This is a genomic window from Streptomyces sp. CG 926, from assembly GCF_003148825.1.
In the GTDB taxonomy this organism is placed as follows: domain Bacteria; phylum Actinomycetota; class Actinomycetes; order Streptomycetales; family Streptomycetaceae; genus Streptomyces.
Genome location: NZ_QGGZ01000008.1, coordinates 62288 through 85984 on the forward strand (window position 1 = coordinate 62288; position 23697 = coordinate 85984).

General features: G+C 71.6%; 27 protein-coding genes. 12 read left to right on the plus strand and 15 right to left on the minus strand.

Annotated elements, in window-relative coordinates; translation table 11 throughout:
- Positions 1-9: 9 nt before the first annotated feature.
- The 4 genes from BCL76_RS21620 to BCL76_RS21635 form a co-directional block, all read right to left on the minus strand.
- Positions 10-624 carry a hypothetical protein gene (locus tag BCL76_RS21620; protein ID WP_181382652.1) on the minus strand — a complete coding sequence of 205 codons (615 nt, stop codon included), beginning with the start codon at positions 622-624 and terminating at the stop codon, positions 10-12.
- Positions 611-2170: a substrate-binding and vWA domain-containing protein gene (locus BCL76_RS21625; protein WP_109781364.1), complete on the minus strand. Its 1560-nt coding sequence runs from the start codon at positions 2168-2170 to the stop codon at positions 611-613. Before BCL76_RS21625 ends, BCL76_RS21620 begins: the two co-directional genes overlap by 14 nt.
- 62 nt (positions 2171-2232) lie before the next feature.
- Positions 2233-3417 (minus strand): toxic anion resistance protein, encoded by a 1185-nt coding sequence (locus BCL76_RS21630; RefSeq protein ID WP_109781111.1) that lies wholly within the window; start codon positions 3415-3417, stop codon positions 2233-2235.
- The gene (locus BCL76_RS21635) at positions 3414-4508 is read right to left on the minus strand and encodes a substrate-binding domain-containing protein (RefSeq protein WP_258309831.1); all 1095 of its coding nucleotides are present in this window, start codon (positions 4506-4508) and stop codon (positions 3414-3416) included. The genes BCL76_RS21630 and BCL76_RS21635 overlap by 4 nt, the downstream gene beginning before the upstream one ends.
- 137 nt (positions 4509-4645) lie before the next feature.
- On the opposite strand from BCL76_RS21635, the gene BCL76_RS21640 reads away from it, so the two are divergent.
- Positions 4646-5074 (plus strand): hypothetical protein, encoded by a 429-nt coding sequence (locus BCL76_RS21640; RefSeq protein WP_146228409.1) that lies wholly within the window; start codon positions 4646-4648, stop codon positions 5072-5074.
- Between the two features lie 48 nt (positions 5075-5122).
- Here BCL76_RS21640 and BCL76_RS21645 read toward each other — a convergent pair whose 3' ends face one another.
- From BCL76_RS21645 to BCL76_RS21655, 3 genes are all read right to left on the minus strand, one after another.
- Positions 5123-5776, minus strand: coding sequence for an RDD family protein (locus BCL76_RS21645; RefSeq protein WP_109781114.1), 654 nt, complete (start codon positions 5774-5776; stop codon positions 5123-5125).
- Positions 5777-5985: 209 nt separating this feature from the next.
- Positions 5986-6378: an SCO4983 family protein gene (locus BCL76_RS21650; RefSeq protein ID WP_109781115.1), complete on the minus strand. Its 393-nt coding sequence runs from the start codon at positions 6376-6378 to the stop codon at positions 5986-5988.
- A 123-nt stretch (positions 6379-6501) separates the two neighbouring features.
- Positions 6502-7713 carry a pyridoxal phosphate-dependent aminotransferase gene (locus BCL76_RS21655; protein ID WP_030765097.1) on the minus strand — a complete coding sequence of 404 codons (1212 nt, stop codon included), beginning with the start codon at positions 7711-7713 and terminating at the stop codon, positions 6502-6504.
- A 303-nt stretch (positions 7714-8016) separates the two neighbouring features.
- Between BCL76_RS21655 and BCL76_RS39055 the strand changes: the two genes are divergently transcribed.
- From BCL76_RS39055 to BCL76_RS21665, 3 genes are all read left to right on the plus strand, one after another.
- On the plus strand, positions 8017-8166 hold the full coding sequence (locus BCL76_RS39055; protein ID WP_181382653.1) for a hypothetical protein: 150 nt from the start codon (positions 8017-8019) through the stop codon (positions 8164-8166).
- Between the two features lie 13 nt (positions 8167-8179).
- The gene (locus BCL76_RS21660) at positions 8180-8413 is read left to right on the plus strand and encodes a hypothetical protein (protein ID WP_146228410.1); all 234 of its coding nucleotides are present in this window, start codon (positions 8180-8182) and stop codon (positions 8411-8413) included.
- Between the two features lie 89 nt (positions 8414-8502).
- Entirely contained in the window at positions 8503-8979 is a 477-nt protein-coding gene (locus BCL76_RS21665; protein ID WP_109781117.1) for a macro domain-containing protein, read from the plus strand.
- Positions 8980-8989: 10 nt separating this feature from the next.
- On the opposite strand, the gene BCL76_RS21670 is transcribed toward BCL76_RS21665, so the two are convergent.
- Positions 8990-9349 (minus strand): hypothetical protein, encoded by a 360-nt coding sequence (locus BCL76_RS21670; RefSeq protein WP_109781118.1) that lies wholly within the window; start codon positions 9347-9349, stop codon positions 8990-8992.
- 191 nt (positions 9350-9540) lie between these two features.
- Between BCL76_RS21670 and BCL76_RS21675 the strand changes: the two genes are divergently transcribed.
- Positions 9541-10092 (plus strand): GNAT family N-acetyltransferase, encoded by a 552-nt coding sequence (locus BCL76_RS21675; RefSeq protein ID WP_109781119.1) that lies wholly within the window; start codon positions 9541-9543, stop codon positions 10090-10092.
- A gap of 35 nt (positions 10093-10127) precedes the next feature.
- Here BCL76_RS21675 and BCL76_RS21680 read toward each other — a convergent pair whose 3' ends face one another.
- The 5 genes from BCL76_RS21680 to BCL76_RS21700 form a co-directional block, all read right to left on the minus strand.
- The gene (locus BCL76_RS21680; protein WP_109781120.1) at positions 10128-10580 is read right to left on the minus strand and encodes a nitroreductase/quinone reductase family protein; all 453 of its coding nucleotides are present in this window, start codon (positions 10578-10580) and stop codon (positions 10128-10130) included.
- Positions 10581-10768: 188 nt separating this feature from the next.
- Positions 10769-10954: a hypothetical protein gene (locus BCL76_RS21685; protein ID WP_030712263.1), complete on the minus strand. Its 186-nt coding sequence runs from the start codon at positions 10952-10954 to the stop codon at positions 10769-10771.
- 75 nt (positions 10955-11029) lie between these two features.
- Positions 11030-12046 (minus strand): YdcF family protein, encoded by a 1017-nt coding sequence (locus BCL76_RS21690; RefSeq protein WP_109781365.1) that lies wholly within the window; start codon positions 12044-12046, stop codon positions 11030-11032.
- Between the two features lie 23 nt (positions 12047-12069).
- A complete protein-coding gene (locus tag BCL76_RS21695; RefSeq protein ID WP_109781121.1) occupies positions 12070-13653 on the minus strand; it encodes an N-acyl-D-amino-acid deacylase family protein in 1584 nt (527 codons plus the stop codon).
- 9 nt (positions 13654-13662) lie between these two features.
- Positions 13663-14955 carry an amino acid deaminase gene (locus tag BCL76_RS21700; RefSeq protein ID WP_109781122.1) on the minus strand — a complete coding sequence of 431 codons (1293 nt, stop codon included), beginning with the start codon at positions 14953-14955 and terminating at the stop codon, positions 13663-13665.
- A 240-nt stretch (positions 14956-15195) separates the two neighbouring features.
- Between BCL76_RS21700 and BCL76_RS21705 the strand changes: the two genes are divergently transcribed.
- Together BCL76_RS21705 and BCL76_RS21710 are read left to right on the plus strand one after the other, a co-directional pair.
- The gene (locus BCL76_RS21705; RefSeq protein WP_109781123.1) at positions 15196-15948 is read left to right on the plus strand and encodes an IclR family transcriptional regulator; all 753 of its coding nucleotides are present in this window, start codon (positions 15196-15198) and stop codon (positions 15946-15948) included.
- Entirely contained in the window at positions 15945-16355 is a 411-nt protein-coding gene (locus BCL76_RS21710) for a RidA family protein (RefSeq protein ID WP_109781124.1), read from the plus strand. The genes BCL76_RS21705 and BCL76_RS21710 overlap by 4 nt, the downstream gene beginning before the upstream one ends.
- 63 nt (positions 16356-16418) lie before the next feature.
- Here BCL76_RS21710 and BCL76_RS21715 read toward each other — a convergent pair whose 3' ends face one another.
- A complete protein-coding gene (locus BCL76_RS21715) occupies positions 16419-17756 on the minus strand; it encodes a M14 family metallopeptidase (RefSeq protein WP_109781125.1) in 1338 nt (445 codons plus the stop codon).
- Between the two features lie 126 nt (positions 17757-17882).
- Positions 17883-19586, minus strand: coding sequence for a chitinase (locus tag BCL76_RS21720; protein WP_109781126.1), 1704 nt, complete (start codon positions 19584-19586; stop codon positions 17883-17885).
- Positions 19587-20007: 421 nt separating this feature from the next.
- Here BCL76_RS21720 and BCL76_RS21725 point away from each other — a divergent pair, with 421 nt between their 5' ends.
- The 5 genes from BCL76_RS21725 to BCL76_RS21745 are packed head-to-tail and all read left to right on the plus strand — an operon-like array spanning position 20008 to position 23696.
- On the plus strand, positions 20008-20910 hold the full coding sequence (locus BCL76_RS21725; RefSeq protein ID WP_109781127.1) for a hypothetical protein: 903 nt from the start codon (positions 20008-20010) through the stop codon (positions 20908-20910).
- A gap of 48 nt (positions 20911-20958) precedes the next feature.
- Complete coding sequence (cpaB, locus tag BCL76_RS21730; protein WP_109781128.1) at positions 20959-21660, plus strand: Flp pilus assembly protein CpaB; 702 nt, start codon at positions 20959-20961, stop codon at positions 21658-21660.
- A 7-nt stretch (positions 21661-21667) separates the two neighbouring features.
- Positions 21668-22942: an AAA family ATPase gene (locus BCL76_RS21735; RefSeq protein ID WP_109781129.1), complete on the plus strand. Its 1275-nt coding sequence runs from the start codon at positions 21668-21670 to the stop codon at positions 22940-22942.
- Between the two features lie 3 nt (positions 22943-22945).
- Positions 22946-23308: a TadE/TadG family type IV pilus assembly protein gene (locus tag BCL76_RS21740; RefSeq protein ID WP_109781130.1), complete on the plus strand. Its 363-nt coding sequence runs from the start codon at positions 22946-22948 to the stop codon at positions 23306-23308.
- 1 nt (position 23309) lies between these two features.
- Complete coding sequence (locus BCL76_RS21745) at positions 23310-23696, plus strand: TadE/TadG family type IV pilus assembly protein (RefSeq protein WP_258309832.1); 387 nt, start codon at positions 23310-23312, stop codon at positions 23694-23696.
- Position 23697: the final 1 nt, after the last annotated feature.

Below are 23697 nucleotides of genomic sequence, written 5' to 3' on the forward strand. Positions count from 1 at the left end.
ACCGGCCTGTCAGGAAGAGCGTCCGCGCTCCTCCAGATAGGCCGTGTGCGTCTGCTGACGGCGGACCTCTGCTTCGCGGAGGTCCGCCGTCACTCTTTCCGCCTCCGCGTACAGCAGGTCCAGCTGACGCTCCAGATGGCGCTCCGGGGACTCCCCGCCCGGAGTCAACCGGCTCCACCAACGCGTCCGGTTGTACGTGTCCACGCACTCCGGAACGTCCCGCCGGATCGCCCGGGACAGCGCGTGCACCGCCTCCGGCTCGCCGGCCAGGACCTCCGCCACCCAACCCGGCTCCAGCAGCGCCCCGTACAGCTCCAGCAGTGCGGCCCACCGGTCTTCCGTCGTCGCCGGCAGCTCCACCTCGCCCAGGTACTCACCGAGCCGTGTGAAGTCCGCGCGCAGCGCGCCGACCTCCTCGCTCGGGTCGAAGGGCGGCGGCGCCACCCGCTCCGGCGGGGCGATCAGCGCGCCCGCCCCGTACAGCCCGGCGATCACCAGCGGCCCGTACGCGCCGGCCGCCCCGGCGAGGGTCAGGCCCACCCCGACCACACCGCACGCGGACCCCGTCAGGTTCTTGCGCGACTCCAGGTACCCGAGCATCCGGCGCGCCCTATTGGTAGCCACGGATCTCCTCGAAGGCTCCGGCCAGCGAACGGTTCCCGCCGGTGGCGTCGAAGAGCCGCCCGCCGGTCAGTTCGGTGATGTGGGTGAGCTCCTTGCGGTCCGAGTCCCCGAACAGCACCGCGAAGACCGGCGTCTGCCGCTGCGCGGGCGGCAGGGCCGCGTAGAAGGAGTCGAAGTGCCCGGCCCCGACCCCCTCGGTGTTCTCGCCGTCCGTCATCAGCACGATCGAGGTGAAGGCGTCCGCGCCGCCCTTGCCCAGGTGCTGGTACGCCGCCTCCAGACTGCCGTACACCGCCGTACCCCCGTCCGGCTCCAGCGACTTCACGTCCCCTCGGATCGCGTCCAGGGCCGGCCCCGGATTGCCGGGTTCCACGACGTGCGTCCGCACCTTCTTCACCTTGGACCCGAAGGGCAGCAACGTCACCTCCTCACGGTCGCGGAACCGCTGCCCGGTACCCGAACTCCCCGAACCCGTCAGATCGGTGAGCGCCGCCTTCAGCCGCCCGATCCGGTCCTCCTCGCTCATCGAACCCGAGGTGTCCAGCACGTACACCGTCCGTGAGGGCCGGCGCAGCTCGTTCTCGTAGCCGGCCAGCAGCCCGTCCGCCACCGAACGCGACCCCGGGAAGGGCAGCTCGCGCCGCTTCTCCGGGTCCAACCCGGCGGCCGGCGTCACCCCGGCCGCGACCGGGCGGCGGAAGGTCTGCTCGGTGATCGCCTTCTGCGCCTGCGGGCCCGTCAGATACTCCGTCAGCGCCCGCCCCGAGTCACGCGCCCCGGCCGGGGCCGAGGTCAGCAACGTCAGCGGATAGTGGGCGGTGACCACACCGTCGCGCGGCCGGATCACCGTCAGCGGAGCCCCGGCCCCCTTGGCGTCCCGGTTCATCGACAGCAGCACCGACTCGTAGTTCACGAGCGCGTCCACGTCCCCGCGCTTGGCGTAGGCGGTCGCCAGCCAGCCCGAGGAGCCCGAGGTCAGCTTCTGCCCGGCGAAGAACTCCTTCAGCCGGGGCGTGGCCGCCCGCACGTCCGCGTCGCTCAGCGCCGCCTGCGCGCCCGACAGCCCCGAGGCCACCGACACCAGCGCCGAGAAGCCGGAGTTGGAACGCACCGGATCCGTCATCCCGTACGTCAGTTTCCCGGCGGCCACCGCCTCGTGGACCGCCGGCCAGGTGACCTCCCCGGGCTGCCAGCCGAGCCGGGCCAGCGCCTCCGGCCGCACCCCGAGCGCGACCGGCGAGGACATCACCGGGGTCTCGCTGGAGAGCTTCCCGGCCGCCTCCGGCCGCAGCCGCAGGTAGTCGTTGGAGGAGAGCCAGATGGCGTCGTACTTGCCGTCCGCCGCCCCCGAGGCGACCTGCTCGGCGGCGTCCAACGTCCCGGACCAGGTCAGCTCGACGCTGACGCCGGTGGCGGCCTTCGCGGCCTTCAGGATCGGTTCCATGTCACCGAGCTCGCTGGAGGCCAGCACCCGCAGGTGACCTTCCTCGTACCTCGACCGCGTGGGCTCGGCGGGCCCGTCGGCGGTGCAGCCCGTCGCGGCCATCAGCCCGGCGAGGGCGAAGCCGATCCAGGCCCGTCGGCGCGGGCCCCGCCCGCGGGCGGCGCTCACAGCGCACCGCCTTCCAGGGAAGCGGCACCGCGGGTCCGCGCGAGGTGCGCCGAGGCGCTCTGCAGCTCGCCGGCCAGCGACTCCACCGTTGCCGCCATGTTCTGCGTCGCCTGCACCTTGAACGTGTCGATCGCGTCCAGGGTCTTGTAGATCTGCGCGAAGGCGGTCCGCAGGGTCTCGACGCCCACCGCCGGATCGGCCGCGATCCGCTGGATCTCGCCGCTCTGTGTGGACAGCATCTCCGCGTTGCCCCGGATCAGCTCCTCGGTGGTCCCCCTCAGGGCGTCGACCTGCTCGATCACCTTGCGCTGGTTGTCGAGGGCCGACGCCAGCATCACGGCGATCCGCAGCGCGGACACGGTGGTGGTGGCGGCCCGGTCGACGCCCTTGATCAGCTCGTCGTTGTTGCGCCGGACCACGTCCATCGCCAGATAGCCCTGCGCGCAGACGGCCAGCTGCGTCAGCAGGTCCTGGTGCTTCTGCCGGACCGGGAAGAGCACGTCCGCGCGCAGCGCGTCGGCCGCACCCGGATCGGTGTGCTCCGCCTCGGCGATCCGCTGCTCGACGGCGCCGTCCAGGGCCTCGGTCAGGACCGCGTACTCCTGGAGCTTGCCCATGGTCTCCCACAGGCGCGAACGCTCGGTGTGCAACGCCGCGTTGTCGCGGCGCAGCTCGTCCTGGCCGCCGCGCAGCGAGCCCACGATCTTGTTGAGGGTGGCCTGGGAGGAGGCGTACTTCGCCACGTGGTCGCGGAACCTGTTGCCGCCCGGCAGCTTCGCGAGCAGCTTGCGGGCTCCCTTGGCGGGTGTGTCCCGCGGGTCGAGGTCCTCGACCGTGCGCCGCAGCTCCACGAGGGAGCCCGCGACCCGGGCCTGGGCGTCGCCGCCGTCGGAGCCCAGCGAGCGTACGGCCCGCTCCAGCATCCGGTTGGACTGCTGGGCGGCGCTGCGGATGTCGCCGGCGCCGAGACCGGCTATCTCACCGATGCGCTGCGCGAACTCGGGGGAGCGGGCGTCGATCGCGGCGAGCGAGCCCACGTACTCCCCGGCCCGGCGGGCCATCTCCTCGCGGACGCCGTCCTGCAGCGGGACCAGCCCGGCGGCCTGCTCCTTGCGTACGGGGGCGACGGGCTCCGGCGGGCTCAGCCGGAAGGACGTGTCCTCGGGCGGTGTCGTTGTCATGGCGTGTCCCCCTGGCCCTTGGCGCGCTGGGCCAGCGCCATCAGGATCTTGACGGTGGGTGTGCCGACCTGGCGGATGCCGGTCAGCCCCGTGTTGAGGTAGGCGGTGTGCGGCGCCGTGGCCGCGGTGAACTCGGCCACGCCCTCCTGCGGGCGGAACCCGCGGAGCACGGCCAGTTCGCGCAGCTTCGGATCGGTGGCGAGGAGGGTGCCCAGCTCCTTCGCCTGCTCGGTCAGCGGCACGAAGGTGTGCGCCGAGTTGACGGTGGTGTCCGGGTAGAGCACGACCATGTCGCCCGGATCCTGGTGCTGCATCAGCAGCGAGGCCACCTGGGACTCGTACACCAGGATCAGCGGTTCGCCGCTGCCGCTGATGAAGGCCCGGAAGGGGTCGTCGGTGCTGGGCTCCAGCGCGCCCTGGACGGAGATGAGCTTGCGCATCAGGGGCGCGGTGCGGGCGATGCCGGCGTCGTCGGCGACCACGGTGTTGCCGTTCGCGACGTTGGACGTGGCGGCGAGGAAGAGGGCGCCGGAGTTGGAGGAGGACGGGTCGGTGGTCTTGATGAACACCGTGCCGGTCAGCTCGGCGTAGGCGGAGGAGCCGGGCAGCTGCTGCCAGGTGCGGTCCTCGCCGGAGTCCTTGAGGAAGGGGCCCATGAGCAGGGTCCCGGAGTTCTTGCCGGTCATCCTGGCGAGGCCGTTGTCGGCCAGCACCTTGGCGGCGCCCTGCCGGGCGATGACGACCAGGGGGGAGAAGAACGGCTTGGTCTCCTGGACCCCCTTGAGTCCGGCGGCGGCCGCGACCTCCTTGGCGGGTTCACTGCTGCTGGGGAAGGCGAAGTCGAACTCCTTGAGGGCGAGCTGGTCCATCGCCCAGGAGCCAGAGGTCTCCGTCTTCACGGTGTAGCCCTTGGCGGCAAGGGCCTTGACGACGTCGGGGTCGCGGAAGAATTCGGACTTCTCCGAGCCGATGACGCCACGCACGGTCTTCGTTGCCGTGGTTTCTGGGTGATCCTGCCCCTGGAATGCGACGACGTAGAGCACGCCGCCGATCAGGAGGAGGCCCAGGACGATTCCTAGGATGCGTCTCACGGGTGCAGCGTGCTCGCGGAAACCCACATTCCGCGCCAAGTTGAATGAACGTCAGGTGTCCAGGCGGTCCCACTTCGAAATGCTGTGTGAGCCCTCGGGTGCTGGTGGGCGGGGCGGCGGCCCGGGAGGATCAGGACATGGCTGTGAGCACGTTGAAATGGCAGGGCTGGCTGGTCGGCCTGGTGACGGTGGCCGGGCTGCTGGTGTTCGCCCCGCTGGGTCTGTACGTGTGGGCGAGCGGCGGCGATCCGCCGCAGGCGCCGCCGCGGGCGGCGGTGGAGGACGTACGCGTCACCGGGTGCCGCATCGATCCGGCCAGCCGCCGGGTGGTGGCCGCCGTGGAGGCGACGGGGCGGGCCGAGGGCCCCGGCGCGTACGTCGTCACGGTGGAGTTCCGCGACCGCGCCGAACCGGACCCGCGAGGGCGGGCCGCCCAGGCGTTGGTGAAGATTCCGGGCGTGGCCCCGGGCGCGACCGAGTACGGGGAAGCGGTCGGCCCGGTGTGGCCGGTGGCGACGGTGCCCTGGTGCGGGGTCGCCGGCGCGGAGTTCGCGCGGACTCCCTGAGCGGAGGCAGTGCGCGGCCGGTCGCCACCGGTCCTCACCGTGCGGCGATCAGCCGTTCTTGTTCACCTTGATGACGACGGTGCTGCACACCTTGTCGGCGAAGGTCTGCTTCTTCTCGTCCCACAGCGGCCACAGGTAGCCGATGTAGCAGGCGGCGCCGTCGAGGAAGTGCGCCAGCCGGCGGACGAACGCCATGCCGAAGCCGAGCGTGGCCCCGTCCATCTCACGGTGCACGCTGGTGCCGACGATCTTCTTACCGATCGTCTGGCCGGTGGTGCCTTCCTTGTACACCTGGAAGATGCCCATGCCGAGGGCGTAGAGCATGCCGACCAGGCTGAGGACGCCGGCGATCGCCTCGGTCGACTCGTCGGTGGCGATGGCCGCGCCGATACCGATGAGCGCGTACATCGGGCCCGCGATGATCAGTGCGTCGAGCAGGGTCGCGCCCACGCGCAGACCCCAGTGGGCGAGCGGCGGCATCCCCGAGCCCGGCATGCCCGGCGCGGGCATGCCCGGCGGCGGGTACGCGCCGTACGGCGGCGGGGTCTGCTGCGGGTAGCCGTACTGCGGGGCGGCGCCCTGCGGCGGCTGCTGGGGGTAGCCGTACTGCGGGGGCACGCCCTGCGGGGCCTGCTGCGGGTGGCCGGGCTGCCCCTGCGGAGGCTGCTGGCCGTAGGGGTTGTTGGGGTCGCCGAAGCTCATGGGCGAGTCTCTCCAGAATGCTCGAACGGGGACGGAGCGGAGAGGAGGAGAACGACCATGTGGAGCGGCCTCCCCCGTGCTGCCGCGATCTTTCAGCCATCATCGTGTTCGGAGCACGGGGTTCTGTCCAATTTCCGCCGCTGCCGCAGGCGCTCGGCGCGGAACGTGGCACCCGATCCGGAGCCTACGCGGCCCCGGACCGGGGCCGTCTAGAGGGCGCCGGCCAGGTCCGAGGACTTCAGGGCGGCGGCGTGCGCGTCCATGCGCTCGGCGGCGAGGATCGCGACGGTGGTGTCGGCGCGCGACGCGGCGACGAGGAGCGCGCGGGCGGCGAGGTCGTGCGCGCGCCGGTGCAGCGCGGCGGTGTCCTCGGGGGAGCGGCGCGGGGCGCGGGCGGGCCGGCTCCCGCGCAGTCGTGCGACCTGGGCGGCGATCTCGGCCGCGCCCTCGTCGAGCCCGAGCTCGTCGGTGACGGCGAGCAGCGCCGCGAGGTGGCCGGCGAGCTGGATGTCCAGCGCTTCGCCGCGGCTGCTGTGCGGGTAGTCGGCCGGAGTGGCGCCCATGCGGTGGACGACCGGCTTCGTGCGGATCGGCTCGTACATGAGGTGGCCTCCTGCGTGGTCAGGAGACCATCCTACATTGGATCGGTTCTAAAGTTGAGGTGAATCCTGTTGCTGGGGGCTGCGTCTCGCCGGCTGGACTCCGGCGAGACGCACCGCTCGTGGTTACAGCTGGCTGTAGCCGTCGAGGAAGTTCCCGATCCGGGTCACGGCGTCGGCCAGATCCTTGGCGTTCGGCAGGGTCACGATCCGGAAGTGGTCGGGCTCGGGCCAGTTGAAGCCCGTACCGTGCACCACCATGATCTTCTCGGCCCGCAGCAGGTCCAGGACCATCTGCCGGTCGTCCTTGATCTTGTAGACGGACGGGTCCAGTCGCGGGAAGGCGTACAGCGCGCCCTTCGGCTTGACGCACGTGACGCCCGGGATCTGGGTGAGCAGGTCGTACGCGACGTTGCGCTGCTCCAGGATCCGCCCGCCGGGCAGGACCAGGTCCTCGATCGACTGCCGGCCGCCGAGCGCCGTGGCCACGGCGTACTGCGAGGGCATGTTCGCGCACAGACGCATGTTCGCCAGGACCGTGAGGCCCTCGATGTAGCAGGCGGCGTGCTTCTTGGGGCCGCAGACCGCCATCCAGCCGGACCGGTAGCCGGCGACCCGGTAGTTCTTCGAGAGCCCGTTGAAGGTCAGCGTCAGCAGGTCGGGGGCGATGGCGGCGGTGTTGTGGTGCACGGTGCCGTCGTAGAGGATCCGGTCGTAGATCTCGTCCGAGCAGACGACCAGGTTGTGGCGGCGCGCGATGTCGGTGAGTCCGCGCAGCATCTCTTCGTCGTAGACGGCGCCGGTCGGGTTGTTCGGGTTGATGATGACGATCGCCTTGGTGCGATCGGTGACCTTGCGCTCGATGTCGGCGAGGTCGGGCATCCAGTCGGACTGCTCGTCGCAGCGGTAGTGCACGGCCGTACCGCCGGCCAGCGACACGGAGGCGGTCCACAGCGGGTAGTCCGGTGCGGGGACCAGGACCTCGTCGCCGTCGTCGAGCAGCGCCTGCATCGACATCTGGATCAGCTCGGAGACGCCGTTGCCGAGGTAGATGTCCTCGACGTCCAGGTCGATGCCCTTGGTCTGGTAGTGCTGCATGACCGCGCGGCGCGCGGAGAGCAGCCCCTTCGCGTCACCGTAACCGTGGGCGGAGCCCAGGTTGCGGAGCATGTCCTCAAGGATCTCCGGAGGGCACTCGAAGCCGAAGGCCGCGGGGTTGCCCGTGTTGAGCTTGAGGATGCGATGACCTGCTGCTTCGAGCCGCATCGCCTCGTCGAGCACGGGGCCGCGGATCTCGTAACAGACATTGGCGAGTTTGGTTGACTGGATCACCTGCATGACGGGAGCTTACGGTCCCGGGTGCGGGCGTGACGTGTGTTTTCGAAGAGAGGTTCGCGGGGCGGTTTGTCCCACTTCGGGTAATGGGTGGGTGGGGAAGTGGTCCCCCCTTGGAATCCGGGGCCGCGCCCGCGTTCCGACCTGCGGAATGAGTGGGCGGCGGGTCGGGGCGAGCGCATGGTGTTGCGCTCGTCACCCCAGGTGGCCGGGTGGATCGGGTGCGACCGGGTAGGCCGCATTGAGTACCCCGGATGAGTACGCGCACTCATGTGGCCCTCGGTGCCTCGGTGGAGGCTGGGCGGCATGAACCAGGGCGAGTGGAAGCCGGCGGACCACCGCCGGCGTACCGAACGGGTCGCCGCGGTCGTGGTGGCCGCGGCCGGCGCCCTCATGGCGGCAGGAGCGCTCTTCGTCGCGTTCTTCCTGCTGGTGTACGTGTACAGCGGCAACTGAGGAGCGCGGGACAGTGGTTTTCGTAGTCGGTGACATGGAGATCGCCACGGTCGGCACGGATGGCGACGACCGGGCGATCGAATTCCTGGTCAGGCCGGAAGGGGTGTTGGAGGAAGCCCGCTTCGCGATCTTCCGCGAACACGACCAGGGCTGGGAATCGGCCCGCCTCACCATCGACCCCCAGGCGGGCAGCGTCCCGCTGGCGGCGGTGGAATGGGCGGTGGAATTCGCCCGCGAGTACCTGTGACCGCGCCCTCTCCGGTCCCGCCCGCCGCGCCCGCCGCGCTCGCCCGGCTCGCCCCTCGGCCTGTCGGACCTCGCGCATAGGGTTCGGGCATGAAGGAGCTGAGGATCATCGCCGGGGATGCGACGAGTCCCCAGGCCAAGGGGCCCAAGGTCGTCGCGCATGTCTGCAATGACCTCGGGGGGTGGGGTAAGGGCTTCGTGCTGGCCGTTTCGAAGCGCTGGGAGGAGCCCGAGGTCGCGTACCGGGCCTGGCATCGGGGGCGCAGCGGGAACGACTTCGGGTTGGGCGCCGTGCAACTGGTGCGGGTGAAGCCCGACGTGTGGGTGGCCAACATGGTCGGTCAGCGCGGCATGAGGACCGGGAGCGCAGGGCCGCCCATTCGCTACGACGCCGTGCGGCGCTGCCTCACCGCGCTCGCCGACCGCGCCGTCGAGCTCGGGGCGAGCGTTCACATGCCACGCATCGGGTGCGGGCTCGCGGGCGGTACGTGGTCGCGGATCGAGCCGCTGATCACCGAGGCGCTCTGTGCGCGCGACGTGGACGTGACCGTGTACGACCACGGGTGAGCGGTGCTCCTCAGAGACCGGCGGCCGGCCAGTTTCGGACCGGCCAGGCCGGCGTCGGGATCCTGGGTGCGCGGCGCCGGTGGGCCTCGAAGGCGAGCAAGGCGGCTCCCGCGGCGACCGTCGCGAGGAACGGCAGCGCCCAGGCGGCCGACTGCCAGGCGCCCCCGATGTCCAGGGCGACCACCAGTGCCGCCCCCGGAGCGGCGGCGACGACCAGCAGCAGCGCGATCCTGACCCGGAGCGGCAGCTTGCGGCTCGCCGCGGCGGTCGCGAGGCCCAGGGCCGCGCTCGCGGTGAGGACCACGGCCAGGCCCACGAGAGCGACGGCAAGGACGAGGACGGCGCCGATGAGCAGCAGGACCAGGCCCATCTCGTGCCCACCTCCGGTCGTGTGGCAACCCGTCGCGAGGGCGGGCGGATCCGTATGTCCGCTGCCCGGCGGGTTCGCCGAAGCACATACTGTCAGAGGCGTTGAACGTGTTCAATACCGCCCTCGGTGTCACCCGTAGGCCCTGGTGTCGGCGGCGGGGTCCGGCGGTGGGGGCGTGACACGATCGCGGGATGCAGTACCGGTACGCCACCGAGGCCGACGCGCCCGCCATGGCCGAGCTCTTCGCGGCCAACCACCACGACGCGCTGACGGAACGGCAGCGGGCGGAACAGGGTTTCGTGCAGGGCCGCTTCGACGTCCCCGCGCTGCGGGCGATGGCCGGAGCGCGCGAGCTGCTGGTCGCGGACGACGCGGGCCGCGTCGCCGGGCTGCTCGCGCTGTCCGAGCCCACGACCCTGGCCGACCCGTCGCCGCCGGTCGCGGGCCTGCTCCGGGCACAGGAGGCGCTGGAATGGCAGGGGCGTCCGCTGGCCCGGGCGCGGTGGCTGCTCTACGGGCCGGTGGTGGTCGACGCCGCGTACCGGGGGCGTGGCGTGGCCCGGGCGCTGTTCACCATGGCCGTGGCGGCGGCCTCGGAGCGCGCCGAAGCCGTGGTCGCCTTCATCGAGGCCGGGAACGTGCCGTCCTGGAAGGTGCACGTCGACGGATTCGGCATGGTCCCGCTGGGCGAGTACGACGTGGGCGGACGCACGTACAGCGCGGTCGCCGCCCCGACGCACTAGCGGCGCCCTGCCGTCTCCTGCCGATCGGGCTCGGGTCAGCCCACGCGCTCCAGGATCACCAGCGGGATCTCGCGGGGTCGGGCCGCGGCGCGGTCGTCCTCGAACGGGGGCCACAGGGCCGTCATCATCTCCCAGTACACCTCCCGCTCCTGGGGCGTGGCGGTACGCGCCGACGCCGTGAAGGTGGCGGAGCCGACCTGGAGGCGGACCTCCGGGTGCGCGGTGAGGTTCCGGTACCAGCGGGGGTGGTCTGGGGCGCCGTAGGCGGAGGCCAGGACGATGTGGCGGTCTTCGTCCTCGCCGTAGATCAGCGGGGTGCGGACGGCGCGGCCGCTCGCGCGGTCGAGCGTGCTCAGCAGGAGGGTGGGGACCCCGTGCCAGAGGTGCCCGTCGGCGCCCGCGGTGCTCACGTAGGCGCGTACGTGGTCGAGCCGTGGGCCGGGTCGCGGGTCGGTGGGGTGGTCCCAGTCGACATCGAGTGCGTGCATTTTTCCTGTCCTTAGGGTCGTGTCCCCCTTGCGGCTAACGAGCATTAACGATTCTGGATGCGCGCCCGCGACCCGCGCCGGAGCGCCGGGGCGCCGGACATCGGACGACCCCGCCCCGGGGGGCGACCCCGGGGCGGAGTTTCGGCAGCATCCGTGGCGCGCCGCGGCCGTGGGCCCGTACCGGGCACCTACGGCAGGTAGCGCTCGATGACCTGCGGGCCCTCCTTCTCCATCAGCTGACGGGCCTTTTCGATCCGCTCCGGAGTCGGGTCGTGGCCGGTCACCATCACGAGGTCCTCGGGGTCGTACGGTCGCTCGCCGCCCGTGAAGAGCCGGTCCGACCGTGTGGGCTGCTCGTCGGGTTCACTGACCATCGCGTACCTCCTACGGTTTTCCCCTGGCCCCATGGTCCGACCACCGCCCCATGAACGCACTTCGAACCGCGCGGGTCAGACGAGGACCGCGGCCAGCGTGCCGAGCGCACCGAAGACGGTGAGCAGCGCGCAGATCGACAGGTTCACGATCCGGTGCTCCCAGAAGATCGCGACGAACTCGCGGATGGTGGCGCTCGGCCAGTAGTACTTGGCGGTGGGGGAACCGAGCACCTGCCCGTTGACGCCGGTCTTGCGGGCCAGCATCGCCGCCCGGAAGGCGTGGAAGTTGTTGGTGACCACCACACACCGGTAGGCCGGGTCGTGCGCCGTCATGATGTCCCGGCTGAAGAGCATGTTCTCCTCGGTCGTGGTGGAGCGGTCCTCCAGCACGACGTGCTGCTCGGGCACGCCCTGGGCGATCAGCCAGTCCGCCATCGCCCGGGCCTCGGAGACCTTCTCGTCCGAGCCCTTGCCGCCCGAGACGAGCAGCATCGGCGGCCGACCGTTCCGGGCCAGCTGGGCCTCGTAGATCTGCTGTCCCTTGCGCAGGCGGGAGGCCAGCAGCGGCGGCACGCGGTCGCCACCGACCAGGCCCGAGCCCAGCATCACCACGTGGTCGACGTCGCCGCGCACCTTGATCCGGCCGTAGAGGAAGGCGTAGCCGAGGAAGCAGAAGAAGACGAAGGAGATGTAACCGGCGACCACGGTGAGTGTTCCGGCGATCCCGCCGAGGAGCGGGGAGCCGACCACGCCGACGAGGACCAGCAGCGCGATCAGCCCGAAGATCGCGAGGCCGGCGAGCATCGACAGCAGGTTGGCCGGCCGGAAGCCCTCCTTGCGGATCATGATCAGCCCGTTGCGGACGAGGAAGACGCCCAGGGCGAGGGTGGCGAACGCCGGTGAGGCGAAGGCGATCACGACGACCGTGACGGCCGCCCAGGTGGGCAACTTGCCGACCTGGAGGAACAGCGCGGAGAACAGGCTGAGGAAGGTCAGCCCCAGGAGCACGGCGTTGCTGAACCGGCGCCGGTCCTGCCGGACACTTGCGCAGAACGCGAGGAAGAGCAGGGCGGCGAGGGCGAAGGCGACCATGCCGACCATCGTAGATGTCCGATCTACCGAAGATCGCGGGCGGTTCGGCGCACCGAGCGTCCGGCCAGCACGTCCGTCCGGCGCCCGTCGCGCATGACGAAACGCCCGTCGATCAGGACGTGCGGAACGCCGGTCGGCGCCGCGCGTGGCCGCTCGTACGTCGACCCGGCCGCCACCGTGTCCGGGTCGAACAGCACGAGGTCGGCGCGGTACCCCACGCGGACCAGGCCCCGGTCGGGCAGCCGCAGCCGCGCCGCGGGCCGGCCGGCCAGGTGCGCCACGCACTCCTCCAGGGAGAGCAGGCCGAGTTCGCGGACGTAGTGGCCGAGGTAGTGGGGGAAGGTGCCGTAGGCGCGCGGGTGCGGCTTCGCGCCCTGGAGGATGCCGTCGGAGCCGCCGGTGTGGACGCGGTGGCGCATGATCGCCCGGACGTTCTCCTCGTCCCCGACGTGCTGGAGGATCGTCGGCGCGAGCCGGTCGCCCAGCAGCAGCCGGCGGGCGCTCTCCCAGCCGTCCAGGCGCCGGCCGACGTACGCGCCGTGCGCGGGGTCGGCGGTGCCCGAGATCTCGATCGTCGACCAGTCGACGGGGACGCCGTGACAGCCGTCGGCGCCCTCGACCTCCAGCGCGTGGCGGATCCGCTCGGCCTGGGCGTCGTCCCGCAGCCGGGCCAGGACCGCCTCCGGCCCGCCCTCGTTCGCCCAGCTCGGGAGGAGCGCGACGAGGGTGGTGCAGCCGGGGGTGTACGGGTAGCTGTCGAGGGTGATGTCGACCCCCTCGGCCAGGGCCGCGTCGAGCAGGGCGAGCAACTCGGAAGCCCGGCCCCGGTTCTCGCCGAAGTTCATGGTGGCGTGCGCCAGGTGCAGGGCGCAGCCGGCCTCCCGGGCGAGGGCGACCATCTCGGCGTAGGCGGCGAGCGCGCCGTGGCCGTAACTGCGGTGGTGCGGGCAGTAGTAGCCGCCGTACCGGGCCACGACCCGGCACAGCTCGGTCAGTTCGGACCCGGTGGCGTACATGCCGGGGGTGTAGGTGAGGCCGGAGGACAGCCCGACGGCGCCCTGGGCCAGACCGTCGGCGACGAGCCGGCGCATCCGGTCCAGCTCGGCCGCGGTCGCGGGCCGGTCCGCCCAGCCGAGGGCGTAGGCGCGGACCGTGCCCTGGGGGACCAGGTAGGCGGCGTTGACGGCCACCCCCCGACCACCGTGCGCCCGGTCCAGCCGGTCGAGGTACTCGCCGACCGTGCGCCAGTCGAAGTCGATGTCGTCGCCGGAGCCGTTCCAGCCGGCGATCGCGGCCCGCACCTCACCGAGGGTGCGGTCGTCGACGGGCGCGTACGACAGGCCGTCCTGGCCGAGGACTTCGAGGGTCACGCCCTGCGCGGCCTTCGCGCTGTGGTCCGGGTCGCGGAGCAGGGCGAGGTCGCTGTGGGCGTGCATGTCCACGAAGCCCGGGGCGAGGGCCAGGCCGTGCGCGTCGAGGGTGCGCCGCCCGCCGCCCGGGAGCCTGCCGATCTCGACGATCCGGCCCTCGTGGACCCCGACGTCCGCCGTGTACGAGGGACCGCCCGTGCCGTCGACGACGCGGGCCCCCCGGATGACCAGGTCCACGACCGGCGCCTAGAAGAAGGTGCGCACGTAGTCGGTGACGGCGCCGTCGGCCTCCACGACCGGGATCAGCGGCCACTTCTCGAAGATCGTGCACGGGTGGGACATGCCGAGCGCCACCCAGTCGCCCACCTGCACGTCCTCGGGCGAGTCGGTCTCCAGCCAGGCGTGCTGGTCGGACAGTTTGACCACGCGGACACCGGCGGCGGGGCGCTCCTCGCCGGTGAGGGCGTCGCGGACCAGCTCGGCCTCGGGCAGGCCCAGGTCGTAGGCGATGTCCCGCTTGCCCGCGTTGACGAAGGCCTGGGTGGGGGAGGGGCGGGAGACGACCTGGGTCCACAGCCGGAACGCGGGACGCAGGCCGCCCTCCTCCGGGTGCCGGTTGAAGGGGGTCAGCCGGGTGTACCAGCCGTGGTCGTGGGAGACGTACGCGCCGGAGCGCAGCAGCTTGAGGACCGGGCGGGAGAGCTCCGGGAGCTCGGCGAACACGTCGGCGACCGCGTCGAACCAGGACGAGCCGCCGGCGCTGACGACGATCTCGTCGAGGTCCGCGGGGAACCGACCCGCCTCGTCGAACTCGACGGCCAGCGCGGTGAGCCGGCGCAGGTACGCGTGGACCGACTCGGGGTCGGCATCGGGCACCTCCGCCTCGTAGCCGGCGATCCCGACGAGACGCAGGGCGGTGGCGGCGCCCACGGCGTCGGCGACGGCGCGGCAGTCCTCGTCGGTACGGGCCCCGGTCCGGGCGCCCTCACCGGCGCCGAGCTCGACGACGACGTCGATGCGGGCGGCCGGCGTCCGGCCCTGGAGGGCGCGGTCCATGAGCTCGACCCCGCGTACGGAGTCGACGTAGCAGACGAAGTGGAAGTCCGGGTCGGCGGCGAGCTCGTCGGCGACCCAGCGCAGGGCGGCGGGATCGACGAGCTCGTTGGCCAGGAAGATCCGCCCGATGCCGAAGGCGCGGTAGACGCGGGCCTGGTGGGGGACGGCGGCGGTGATGCCCCACGCGCCGTATTCCAGCTGGCGCCGGAAGAGCTGCGGGGACATGCAGGTCTTGCCGTGCGGGGCGAAGGCCAGGTCGTGCCGGGCGGCGTAGGCGCCGAGCGCGGCGAGATTGTGCTCCAGCGCGTCCGCGTCGAGCGTCAGGACGGGGGTGGTGAAGCCGCCGGTGTACAGATCCCGCCGCTCGGCGGCGAGCCGGCCCACCGTGAGGCCCTGCGCCTGGGCCTCCGGGGGAAGTCCCTTGAACCGGTGGTCGACCGGCTCGTCGGCGAGGTCCTTGACGGGATCGCTGTCGCTGGCCATGCGGTGCCTCCGTGTTGCGCTTTGTGCAACAGTCGTTGCGTGTGTTGCTGCATGCTGTCTAACATCCGGGGTGACGGTGGGTCAACGCTGCCCGGTGCGGCGCCGCCCCCGAGTCCCCGCGCCTCAAACGCCGGCGAGGCTGGTATTTGAGCCTCGCCGGCGTTCGAGGCGCGGGTCCGGGCGGAGCCCGGTGCAGCGGCGGAGCCGGTGTTGGCAGTGACGGTCACGAAAGGACGCGGCATGAGCCAGTCGGTGGAGCGGGCGCTCGCGGTGCTGCCGCTGCTCGCGAAGGGGCCCGCCGGACTCGGCGAAGTGGCCGACGAGCTCGACGTGCACAAGAGCACCGCGCTCCGCCTCCTGCGCACCCTGCACGAGCGCGGCTTCGTCTACCGCCGCCCCGACGGCCGCTACCGCCTCGGCGCGCAGCTCTTCGCCCTCGCCGCCGAGGCCATCGAGAACCTGGACGTCCGGGAGATCGCACATCCCTACCTCGTCGAGCTGAACCGGGCCACCGGGCACACCGTTCACCTCGCCCTCCACCAGGACGACGAGGTCGTGTACGTCGACAAGGTCGACAGCCGCTACCCGGTCCGCATGTACTCCCGCATCGGCAGACCCGTGCCCCTCACGGTCGCCGCCGTGGCCAAGCTGCTCCTCGCCGACCTGCCCGAGGTCGAGCTCCGGGCCCTCGCCGACCGGATCGAGTACCCCCGCTACACCGCCCGCTCCACCCCGGACGCGGCGGCCTTCCTGCGCGAACTGGACCTCGTACGGGCGCAGGGCTGGGCCACCGATCTCGGGGGGCACGAGGAGTCCATCAACTGCCTCGGGGCGCCCGTGCGCGGGCCGGACCGGCGGGTCGTCGCGGCGCTGTCGATATCCGCGCCCGGCGTGGTGGTCCCCGCGGAGGGGCTGCTCGAACTGCTGCCGCAGGTGCTGCGTACCGCCGAAGCCATCAGCCAGGACTACTCAGGAACCCAGGAGAGCCCGTGAGCGAGAAGATCGCCGTCACGCCCGACACCCACACCACCCCGCCCGCGAAGTTCTCGCACGGCGTGCGGAAGGGGAACCTCCTCCAGGTCGCCGGCCAGGTCGGCTTCCTCCCGCACGTCGACGGGCAGCCGCCCACCCCCGCCGGGCCGACCCTGCGCGAGCAGACCCTCCAGACGCTGGAGAACGTCCGCTCCGTCCTGGAGGCCGGCGGTGCGGGCTGGGACGACGTGATGATGATCCGCGTCTACCTCACCGACACCGGGCACTTCGCCGAGATGAACGGCATCTACAACGCCTACTTCGAGGAGCAGGGCCTGAAGGAGGCCCCCGCCGCCCGTACCACCGTGTACGTGGGCCTGCCGGCCGGGCTGCTCATCGAGATCGACGCCCTCGCCGTCCTGGGCTGAGGCCCGACGCGCGGGTGGGGCGCCCCCCTGGCGGTGGGGCGCCCCTTTCACACGCTCAGCCGGTCACGGCGTCGCGCAGTACTGGGCTTCCTTGCCGATCGAGCGGTACATGCAGTCGGCGTTCTCCAGCAGTTGCAGCACCGCGTCCTTGTTGCGCGTGGTCTCGCGGTCGATGACCTCGTCCGGCGGGTAGAAGCCGCCGCCGCCGCTCTCCGGGTACATCTCGAAGGTGTAGGAGAAGATCTTCTGGTTGCCCCACAGCCAGTCGTCGATCGTCCCGTCCGTGATGTACAGGTCGCTCGACTGCTCCGGCGTGTAGCCGTTGCTCGCCGCCATGCTGGTGCCGATCTTCTTGTAGACGGCGAGGTCGTCGGCGGTCAGGCCCGGGGCGGTGTCGTTGTAGGTGTAGCCGAACGGCCACAGGACGAGCTCGCTGTAGGTGTGGAAGTCGATGCCGGCCTTGATCTGCTGCTTGCCGCCGACGATCCGGCTGCGTACGAAGTCGGCGACGACCTTGACCTCGGGCGCCGACTCGCCGGCCGCGCCCCGGTAGGTCTCGGAGCTCTTGCTGCTGCTGGAGCCGCCGCAGCAGCCGAACTTGTAGTTCCAGTTGCGGTTCTCGTCCGTGCCGACGTAGGAGGAGCCGGCGTTCGGCTGCCGGTTCTTGCGCCAGGAGCGGTAGGAGCCGGTGGCGATGTCGTACTCGCCGCCGTCCGGGTTGAGGTCCGGGATGATCCAGATCTCGCGGCCGTTGACCGCGCTCGCGACCCGGGAGTCGCTGGTGTACTTGGAGGTGAACTCCTTGAGCAGGTACAGGGCCATCTCGACGGTCAGGTGCTCGCGCGCGTGCTGGTGGGCGGTGAAGAGCACCTCGGGCTCGGCCTCGTCCGTCGCGACGTTGTCGCTGATCTTGATGGCGATGAGGTCCCGGCCTTGGTACGACTTTCCGATCACCTGCTTGCTCGCGATCGCGGGGTACTGCGCGACGAGCTGGTTGATCTCCGCCGTCGCCTCGGCGTAGTTGTGGTACTTCGAGTCCGCCGAGGGGAAGTCCATCGGGCTCGCCGCGATGCCGGGCAGCGAGCGGTCCGGGGGTCCGGGCAGGGGCGTCAGCCGGTAGCCGAGCTCCTTGAGCTTCTTGGCCTGCATGGTGTCGGCGCTGACCACGACCGTGTGGTCGTCCACCTCGTCGATCGAGACGCCCGTGCGGAGCAGGGCGGTGCGGTCGGCGGCGGTGGAGGGGCCGTGGATCCGGTACTGGACGATCGCCTCGTCCTGGGTGGCCGTGGAAGGGGTGGGCGGAGGGGAGGCCGTCGCGCTCATGCCGTAGGCGGGTGCGCCCAGCGCGAGCGCCAGCAGGGCCGCCGTGAGGGTGGCCCTTCGGCGGGTATGGAGCCGCATGCGTTCTCCTGGGTGGGGAGTGTGGGGGTAGCCGTGCGGACGCGCACAGCGTGCTCTCGTGGCATGTCCCGGTCAAGGACACGCTGTGTCGGCCGAACCGATTCCGGCCACCCCCACAGGTACCGCCTACGGGAGCCCGTGGACCTTGGGACCCACCGAGTTCGACCAAGCACTACCCGCCTTGGCGTCCCAGTTCGTCGACCAGGTCATCGCCCCGCGCAGCCCCGGGTAGGTCTTCGACGGCTTGAAGGAGCCGCAGCTCGTCCCCCTGGTCAGGCAGTCCAGGGCGTTGTTCACGACGGTCGGGGACACGTAGCCGCTGCCGGCGCCGCTGGGCGAGGCCGGGACGCCGATGCCGACCTGCGAGGGGTCGAGGCCGCCCTCCAGCTGGATGCAGGCCAGTGCGGTGAGGAAGTCCACCGAGCCCTGGGAGTAGACCTTGCCGTCGCAGCCGTTCATCGAGCCGCTGTTGTAGTACTGCATGTTGACGACGGTGAGGATGTCCTTGATGTTCAGCGCCGTCTTGAAGTAGCCGCCCTGCGGGGACTGCATGTCGATCGTCTGCGGGGCCATGGTGATGACGAGCGAGGAGCCGACCTTGGCGGACAGCGAGCGCAGGGCCTGCGTCATGTAGGTGGGGTTCAGGCCGTTCTCGAGGTCGATGTCGATGCCGGAGAACCCGTACTGCTGCATCAGGGCGTACGCGGAGTCGGCGAGGTTGTTCGCGGACGTCGAGTCGTTGACCGAGATGGTCCCCTTCTCGCCGCCGATCGAGAGGATGACCGACTTGCCGGCCGCCTTCTTCGCGGCGATGTCGGCCTTGAACCGGTCCACCGTGTAGCCGCCGAGGCCGGCCGAGTCGAGGTTGAAGGTGATGGCGCCGGGTGTGGTGGTGGCGTCGGCGAAGGAGACGGCGATGATGTCGTACTGCGCCGAGACGTCGGAGATCTTCTGGACGGTCGCGCCGTTGTCGAAGTTCTGCCAGTAGCCGGTCAGGGCGTGCTTGGGGACGGCCGGGCCGGGGCCCGGACCGGGGTCGGTACCGGTGGTGGTGCCGGTCACCGGGGCGGACCTCGGGCCCTCGCCCGCCGCGTTGTACGCGCTCACCTGGAAGGAGTACGAGGTCGCGGCCGTGAGCCCGGTGATCTGGGTGGAGGCGGCGCCGCCGGTCACGGTCTTCACGCGGACGCCGTCCTGATACACGTAATAGCCGGTGGCCGAGCCGACCGCGTTCCACGAAAGGGTGAGGGCGTTCGCGCTCTGGCCGGAAACGGCCGGCCCGGCCGGGGCCCCGGGGACCGACGGGCCGGGGTCGGTGCCGCCTCCGCCGTCCGGGCCGAAGACGCTGAACTCGTCGACGACGTAGGCCGGCTGGCCGTACCAGCCGTGCGTGTAGACGGTGACCTGGGTGGTGCCGGGGCCGGTGGTGAAGGTGGTGGAGAGCTTCTGCCAGCCGGTGCCCGACCCGGGCGTCCAGGTCGAGACGTCCTGGGTGCCGGTCCCGGTCGCGCCGAGATAGACGTAGCTGCCCTGGACCTGCGTGCTCAGCGTGTACGTCGAGTTCGGCTTGACCGTGACGGTCTGGCTGCAGCGGGCGTTGTCCTGGCCCGCCGGGGTGGCCTTCAGGGCGCCGGATCCGGCGTAGACGGGAGAGGAGACGGAGGTGCCCGTTCCGCCCGTGCAGGACCAGTTGGCCAGGCCCGACTCGAAGCCGCCGTTGCGGGCGACGTTCACGTCGGCGGCCTGTGCGGTACCGGCGGCGAGCGCGGACAGGGCGCCCGCGGTCAGGGTGACGGCGATGGGGAGGGCGAGGGAGCGTATGCGGTTCACGTGGGCTCCGGTGGGGGGAGGGAAAGGGGTGTGGAAAGGGGCGGACCGAGTGGGGTGGGTCCGCTTCCAGGCGTTGACTGCCAAGTTGGTCCAGACCAATCCTCGTGTCAAGAGTCTTCGCGACGTGGCTTGAAACGGCCCGCTACGCGATCCCTGTTGTCCGGGTTTCCGCCGCCTGTGACGCGTGCTGTTAGCACGGGAATCCGCAAGGCCCTGCCCCGCCAGGGGTGACGCGGATATGGTGCTGGAGCAAGGGGGGAGCGGGTCGATCGGATGCGGTCGCGCAGTGCGGGCGCGGACGCGGGTAGTCCGTGACGACTCCGCGTCGAGTCCGCGTCAGGTCCGTGCCGAGCGCGCGCCGGGCACGTGAAGTGCCCGCGGCGTACTGGGCGTACGGGGGCGTACGTGGGGGAACGGGGGAATGCGCGTGCCGACCGCCATCGCTGTCACCAGCGCCGATCTGGTACTTCCGGCCCCTGACCGGCACACACCCGGCGCCGCCTTACTGCACCCGCCCGAGCAGCTCGACCTGGAGGGCGCGCTCGCCGAGACGGGCGCCGTGCTGGAGCGGCACGGCCACCTCGTGGCCCTCGTACCGCCGTGGCTGCCGCGCTCCACCGTCCAACGGCTGCACACCGTACGCGCCATCCTGGAAACCGACCGGATCGCGCTCCTCGGCATCGATCTGCCGCCGCTGGGAACGGCCCTGCTGGCGCGTCAGCTGCGCCAGCTCAGCGTCTGCGACTTCAGCCCCGGAATCATCGCCTCCGCGGCCCGGCTGCTGCCCCACTACATCTACGCGGGCGCCCTGCTGGGCTCGGTCGCCAAACTCGACCGGGTCCGGGTGCCGGTCGGCCTCGGCGCCCACGCCAGATCCTGGTCGCCGAGCGCGCAGTTCGCCGTCATGGCCCACCCGAAACCGCACCTGGCGAAGCTGGGCACGAACTCCCAGGGCGCGCACGGCCCCCGCGGCGCCGTACTGCCCGCCGGCCCCGAGTTCGCCACGCACCTCACCTTCGCCCGCGGCCAGCTCGCCTCCGACTGGGTCACGGCCGAACTGGCCCCCGCCTGGCAGGTGCAGGGCGTCCTGGAGAACCCGCTGCCGGCCTCGTCCCCCGGCTGGTGGGGCACCCCGAAGCTGGTCGAGTTCGCCGCCGGCATCCCGGACCTGTCCGTGCTCTACCAACTGGTCGCCTCGGTCCGCCGGGAGGAGTGCCGCTGGTGCGGCCTCGAACTCATCGGCGACCGCTGCGGCTTCTGCGCGGCGCCGCTCACCGCACCGCCGCCGCCCACGCCCGCGCGCACCGCCCGTTCCAGACCCTGATCACTCGAACGCACGAATGAATGAAGAACGGCGAGGTAGGTAAGGCCCATGAACTCACGCCAGCGCCGCGGCGTCATCCTGCTGCTCCTGTCGGTCCTGTGCGCACTGGGGGCCTTCGCCGGAGTCCTCGTGGTGATCGGCGACGTCAATTCCAAGGTCGGCGCCGAGGTCGTCGCCTACCGGGCCAAGGGCGACATAGCCCCGTACAGCCCTTTGTCGGCCGCGCAGTTCGAGGAGGTCAGGATCCCCGAGCGGTGGCTGTCCGACACCGCCGTCTCCGACCTCGGCGCGCTCAAGGACAAGATCGCGCTCACCACCCTGAAGAAGGGGTCGTTGCTCCAGGCGGACATGTTCGTCGACCGGCCGCAGCTGCAGCCCGGTGAGCAGGAGATCGCCATCATGATCGACGCGGCCACGGGCGTGGCCGGGAAGATCACCTCCGGCGCCAAGGTCAACATCCTCGCCACCTTCAAGGGGGCCAAGGACACCGACCCCTCGCGGTCGGTGATCATCGTGGCCAACGCCCGGGTCCTGGGCGTCGGCAAGCTCACCGCCCTGGACAAGGACACCGATCGCAAGGGCCCCGCCGAGGCCGTTCCGATCACCTTCGCCCTGAGCACCAAGGACACCCAGCGCGTCGCCTACGCCGAGTCCTTCGCGGAGCACGTACGCCTGGCCCTGGTGGCCCCCGGCACCGATTCGGCGCCCGCCCCGGGCGACCGCACGTACACCCTCGACGGGGACAGGTGAGGCCCGGATGACCACCCGAATCCTCCCCGCGGTCGGCGACCCGGACGCCGCGCGCGCCATCGTGACGCTGCTCAGCCAGCTGCCGGCCGCCGAGCCGGCCGCCCCCGTCCCGGACGCGACCACGCTCCTGGACACCCTGGCCCGTCTCGCCGCCGACTCCATCGACGAACTCCCCGAGGTCGTCCTCGTCCACGAGCGGATCGGCCCGGTCCCCGCCCTGGAACTCATCCGGGAGGTCGCCCTGCGCTTCCCGGCCGTGGGCGTCGTCCTGGTCTCCTCGGACTCCGGCCCCGGGCTCTTCTCCGCCGCCATGGACTCGGGCGCGCGCGGCCTGATCGGCCTCCCGCTCTCCTACGAGGAACTCGCCGCCCGTGTCCAGGCCGCCGCCCAGTGGTCCGTGGGCGTACGCCGCCACCTCGGCGGCGGCGCCTCCGCCGACGTCTTCACCGGTCCGGGCGGCCGGGTCGTCACGGTCACCGGAGCCAAGGGCGGCGTGGGCACCACCTTCACCGCCGTGCAGTTCGCGCTGGCCGCGGCCGCCTCCGGGCGGCGTACCGCACTGGTCGACCTGGACCTCCAGGCGGGCGACGTGGGCTCGTACCTCGACGTGCAGTTCCGGCGCTCGGTCGCGGACCTCGCCGGGATCCAGGACATCTCCCCCCGGGTCCTCCAGGACGCCGTCTACGACGACGCCTCGGGTCTGGCGCTGCTGCTGGCCCCGGCGGACGGGGAACGCGGCGAGGAGGTCGACGACCGGGCCGCCCGGCACATCGTCGGAGCCCTGCGCAGCCGCTACGAACTCGTCGTCGTCGACTGCGGCACCCAGGTCACCGGGGCCAACGCGGCCGCCGTGGAGATGGCGGACGTGGCGGTGCTGGTCACCACCCCGGACGTGGTCGCGGTCCGGGCGGCGAAGCGGATGGTCCGGATGTGGGAACGGCTCCAGGTGCGCAAGGCGGAGGACACCGCGATGGTCGTCAACCGCTGGAGCAAGCACACGGAGATCCAGCCCGCCCTGATCGAGAAGATCACCAAGACCCGCGCCACCCGCACCCCGGTCCCGGCCGCGTTCAAGGAACTCCAGGCCGTGGTCGACGCGGGCCGCGTCCAGGACCTCGACAACCGCTCGACGGTCAAACAGGCCCTGTGGACCCTGGCCGGCGAACTGGGCCTGCTGTCGACCCCGGACCCCACCCCGACCGCCGCCACCGCCCCGGGCGCCTCGCTCGCGGTCCGCGCGTCGGGCCCGGTGGCCCGCCTGCGCCGCGGCCGGGAGGGCTGACGCATGCCCGCCCGCAGACCGGGGCGCGGGGACCGGGGCCAGGTGGCGATCGAGTTCGTGGGCACGGTGCCGCTGATCCTGCTGCTGGTGGCGGCGGTGTGGGAGTGCGTACTGATCGGCTACGCCTTCTCCCTGGCGGGCAACGCGGCGGACGAGGCGGCGCGGGCGGGGGCGGTGGGGCGCTCCTGCGAGGAGGCGGCCCACGCGCACGTCGGTTCCGCGTGGAACATGGGCGTGGAGTGCGGGACGTCCGGCGAGGTATCAACGGCCAAGGTCACCCTGAACCTTCCGATCATCATTCCGGCTCTGAACATCGGCGTCCCCATCGTGGGTGAGGCCGGCTCCTCGCATGAGGAGGAGGACTGACATGGATCGGCTGCGCAACCGGCGCTCGCTCCTGACGAAGGACCGGGGGCAGGCAACCCTGGAGTACCTCGGCTTCCTCCCGATCATGATTTTGGTCGCGCTCTGCGGCATCCAGCTGGGCTGGACCGCGTACGTCGTGCAGCAGGCGCAGACCGCAGCGCGTACGGCGGCACGCGTGGAGGCCCGCAAGCCGGACGCGGGAACGGCGGCAGGCCTGGCGGCGATCAAGGAAAGCCTGCGTCCCCGTGCCTCGATCGCCATCAGCAAGCCAGGGGACGCCGTCACGGCAACAGTCCGCATCTCGATCAAGTCCATCGTGCCGGGCGTGGGCGAACAGTCCGTCACGCGCACGGCCACCATGCCCAACGACGACCCGGAGGGACCCTGAC

Coding starts and splice junctions, on each gene's coding strand:
- BCL76_RS21625 (WP_109781364.1), bottom strand. CDS start 2,170: ATGGCCGCGACGGGCTGCACCGCCGACGGGCCCGCCGAGCCCACGCGG.
- BCL76_RS21630 (WP_109781111.1), bottom strand. CDS start 3,417: ATGACAACGACACCGCCCGAGGACACGTCCTTCCGGCTGAGCCCGCCG.
- BCL76_RS21640 (WP_146228409.1), top strand. CDS start 4,646: ATGGCTGTGAGCACGTTGAAATGGCAGGGCTGGCTGGTCGGCCTGGTG.
- BCL76_RS21645 (WP_109781114.1), bottom strand. CDS start 5,776: ATGAGCTTCGGCGACCCCAACAACCCCTACGGCCAGCAGCCTCCGCAG.
- BCL76_RS21650 (WP_109781115.1), bottom strand. CDS start 6,378: ATGTACGAGCCGATCCGCACGAAGCCGGTCGTCCACCGCATGGGCGCC.
- BCL76_RS21655 (WP_030765097.1), bottom strand. CDS start 7,713: ATGCAGGTGATCCAGTCAACCAAACTCGCCAATGTCTGTTACGAGATC.
- BCL76_RS39055 (WP_181382653.1), top strand. CDS start 8,017: ATGAACCAGGGCGAGTGGAAGCCGGCGGACCACCGCCGGCGTACCGAA.
- BCL76_RS21665 (WP_109781117.1), top strand. CDS start 8,503: ATGAAGGAGCTGAGGATCATCGCCGGGGATGCGACGAGTCCCCAGGCC.
- BCL76_RS21670 (WP_109781118.1), bottom strand. CDS start 9,349: ATGGGCCTGGTCCTGCTGCTCATCGGCGCCGTCCTCGTCCTTGCCGTC.
- BCL76_RS21675 (WP_109781119.1), top strand. CDS start 9,541: ATGCAGTACCGGTACGCCACCGAGGCCGACGCGCCCGCCATGGCCGAG.
- BCL76_RS21680 (WP_109781120.1), bottom strand. CDS start 10,580: ATGCACGCACTCGATGTCGACTGGGACCACCCCACCGACCCGCGACCC.
- BCL76_RS21685 (WP_030712263.1), bottom strand. CDS start 10,954: ATGGTCAGTGAACCCGACGAGCAGCCCACACGGTCGGACCGGCTCTTC.
- BCL76_RS21690 (WP_109781365.1), bottom strand. CDS start 12,046: ATGGTCGCCTTCGCCCTCGCCGCCCTGCTCTTCCTCGCGTTCTGCGCA.
- BCL76_RS21700 (WP_109781122.1), bottom strand. CDS start 14,955: ATGGCCAGCGACAGCGATCCCGTCAAGGACCTCGCCGACGAGCCGGTC.
- BCL76_RS21705 (WP_109781123.1), top strand. CDS start 15,196: ATGAGCCAGTCGGTGGAGCGGGCGCTCGCGGTGCTGCCGCTGCTCGCG.
- BCL76_RS21715 (WP_109781125.1), bottom strand. CDS start 17,756: ATGCGGCTCCATACCCGCCGAAGGGCCACCCTCACGGCGGCCCTGCTG.
- BCL76_RS21725 (WP_109781127.1), top strand. CDS start 20,008: ATGCGCGTGCCGACCGCCATCGCTGTCACCAGCGCCGATCTGGTACTT.
- cpaB (WP_109781128.1), top strand. CDS start 20,959: ATGAACTCACGCCAGCGCCGCGGCGTCATCCTGCTGCTCCTGTCGGTC.
- BCL76_RS21735 (WP_109781129.1), top strand. CDS start 21,668: ATGACCACCCGAATCCTCCCCGCGGTCGGCGACCCGGACGCCGCGCGC.
- BCL76_RS21740 (WP_109781130.1), top strand. CDS start 22,946: ATGCCCGCCCGCAGACCGGGGCGCGGGGACCGGGGCCAGGTGGCGATC.
- BCL76_RS21745 (WP_258309832.1), top strand. CDS start 23,310: ATGGATCGGCTGCGCAACCGGCGCTCGCTCCTGACGAAGGACCGGGGG.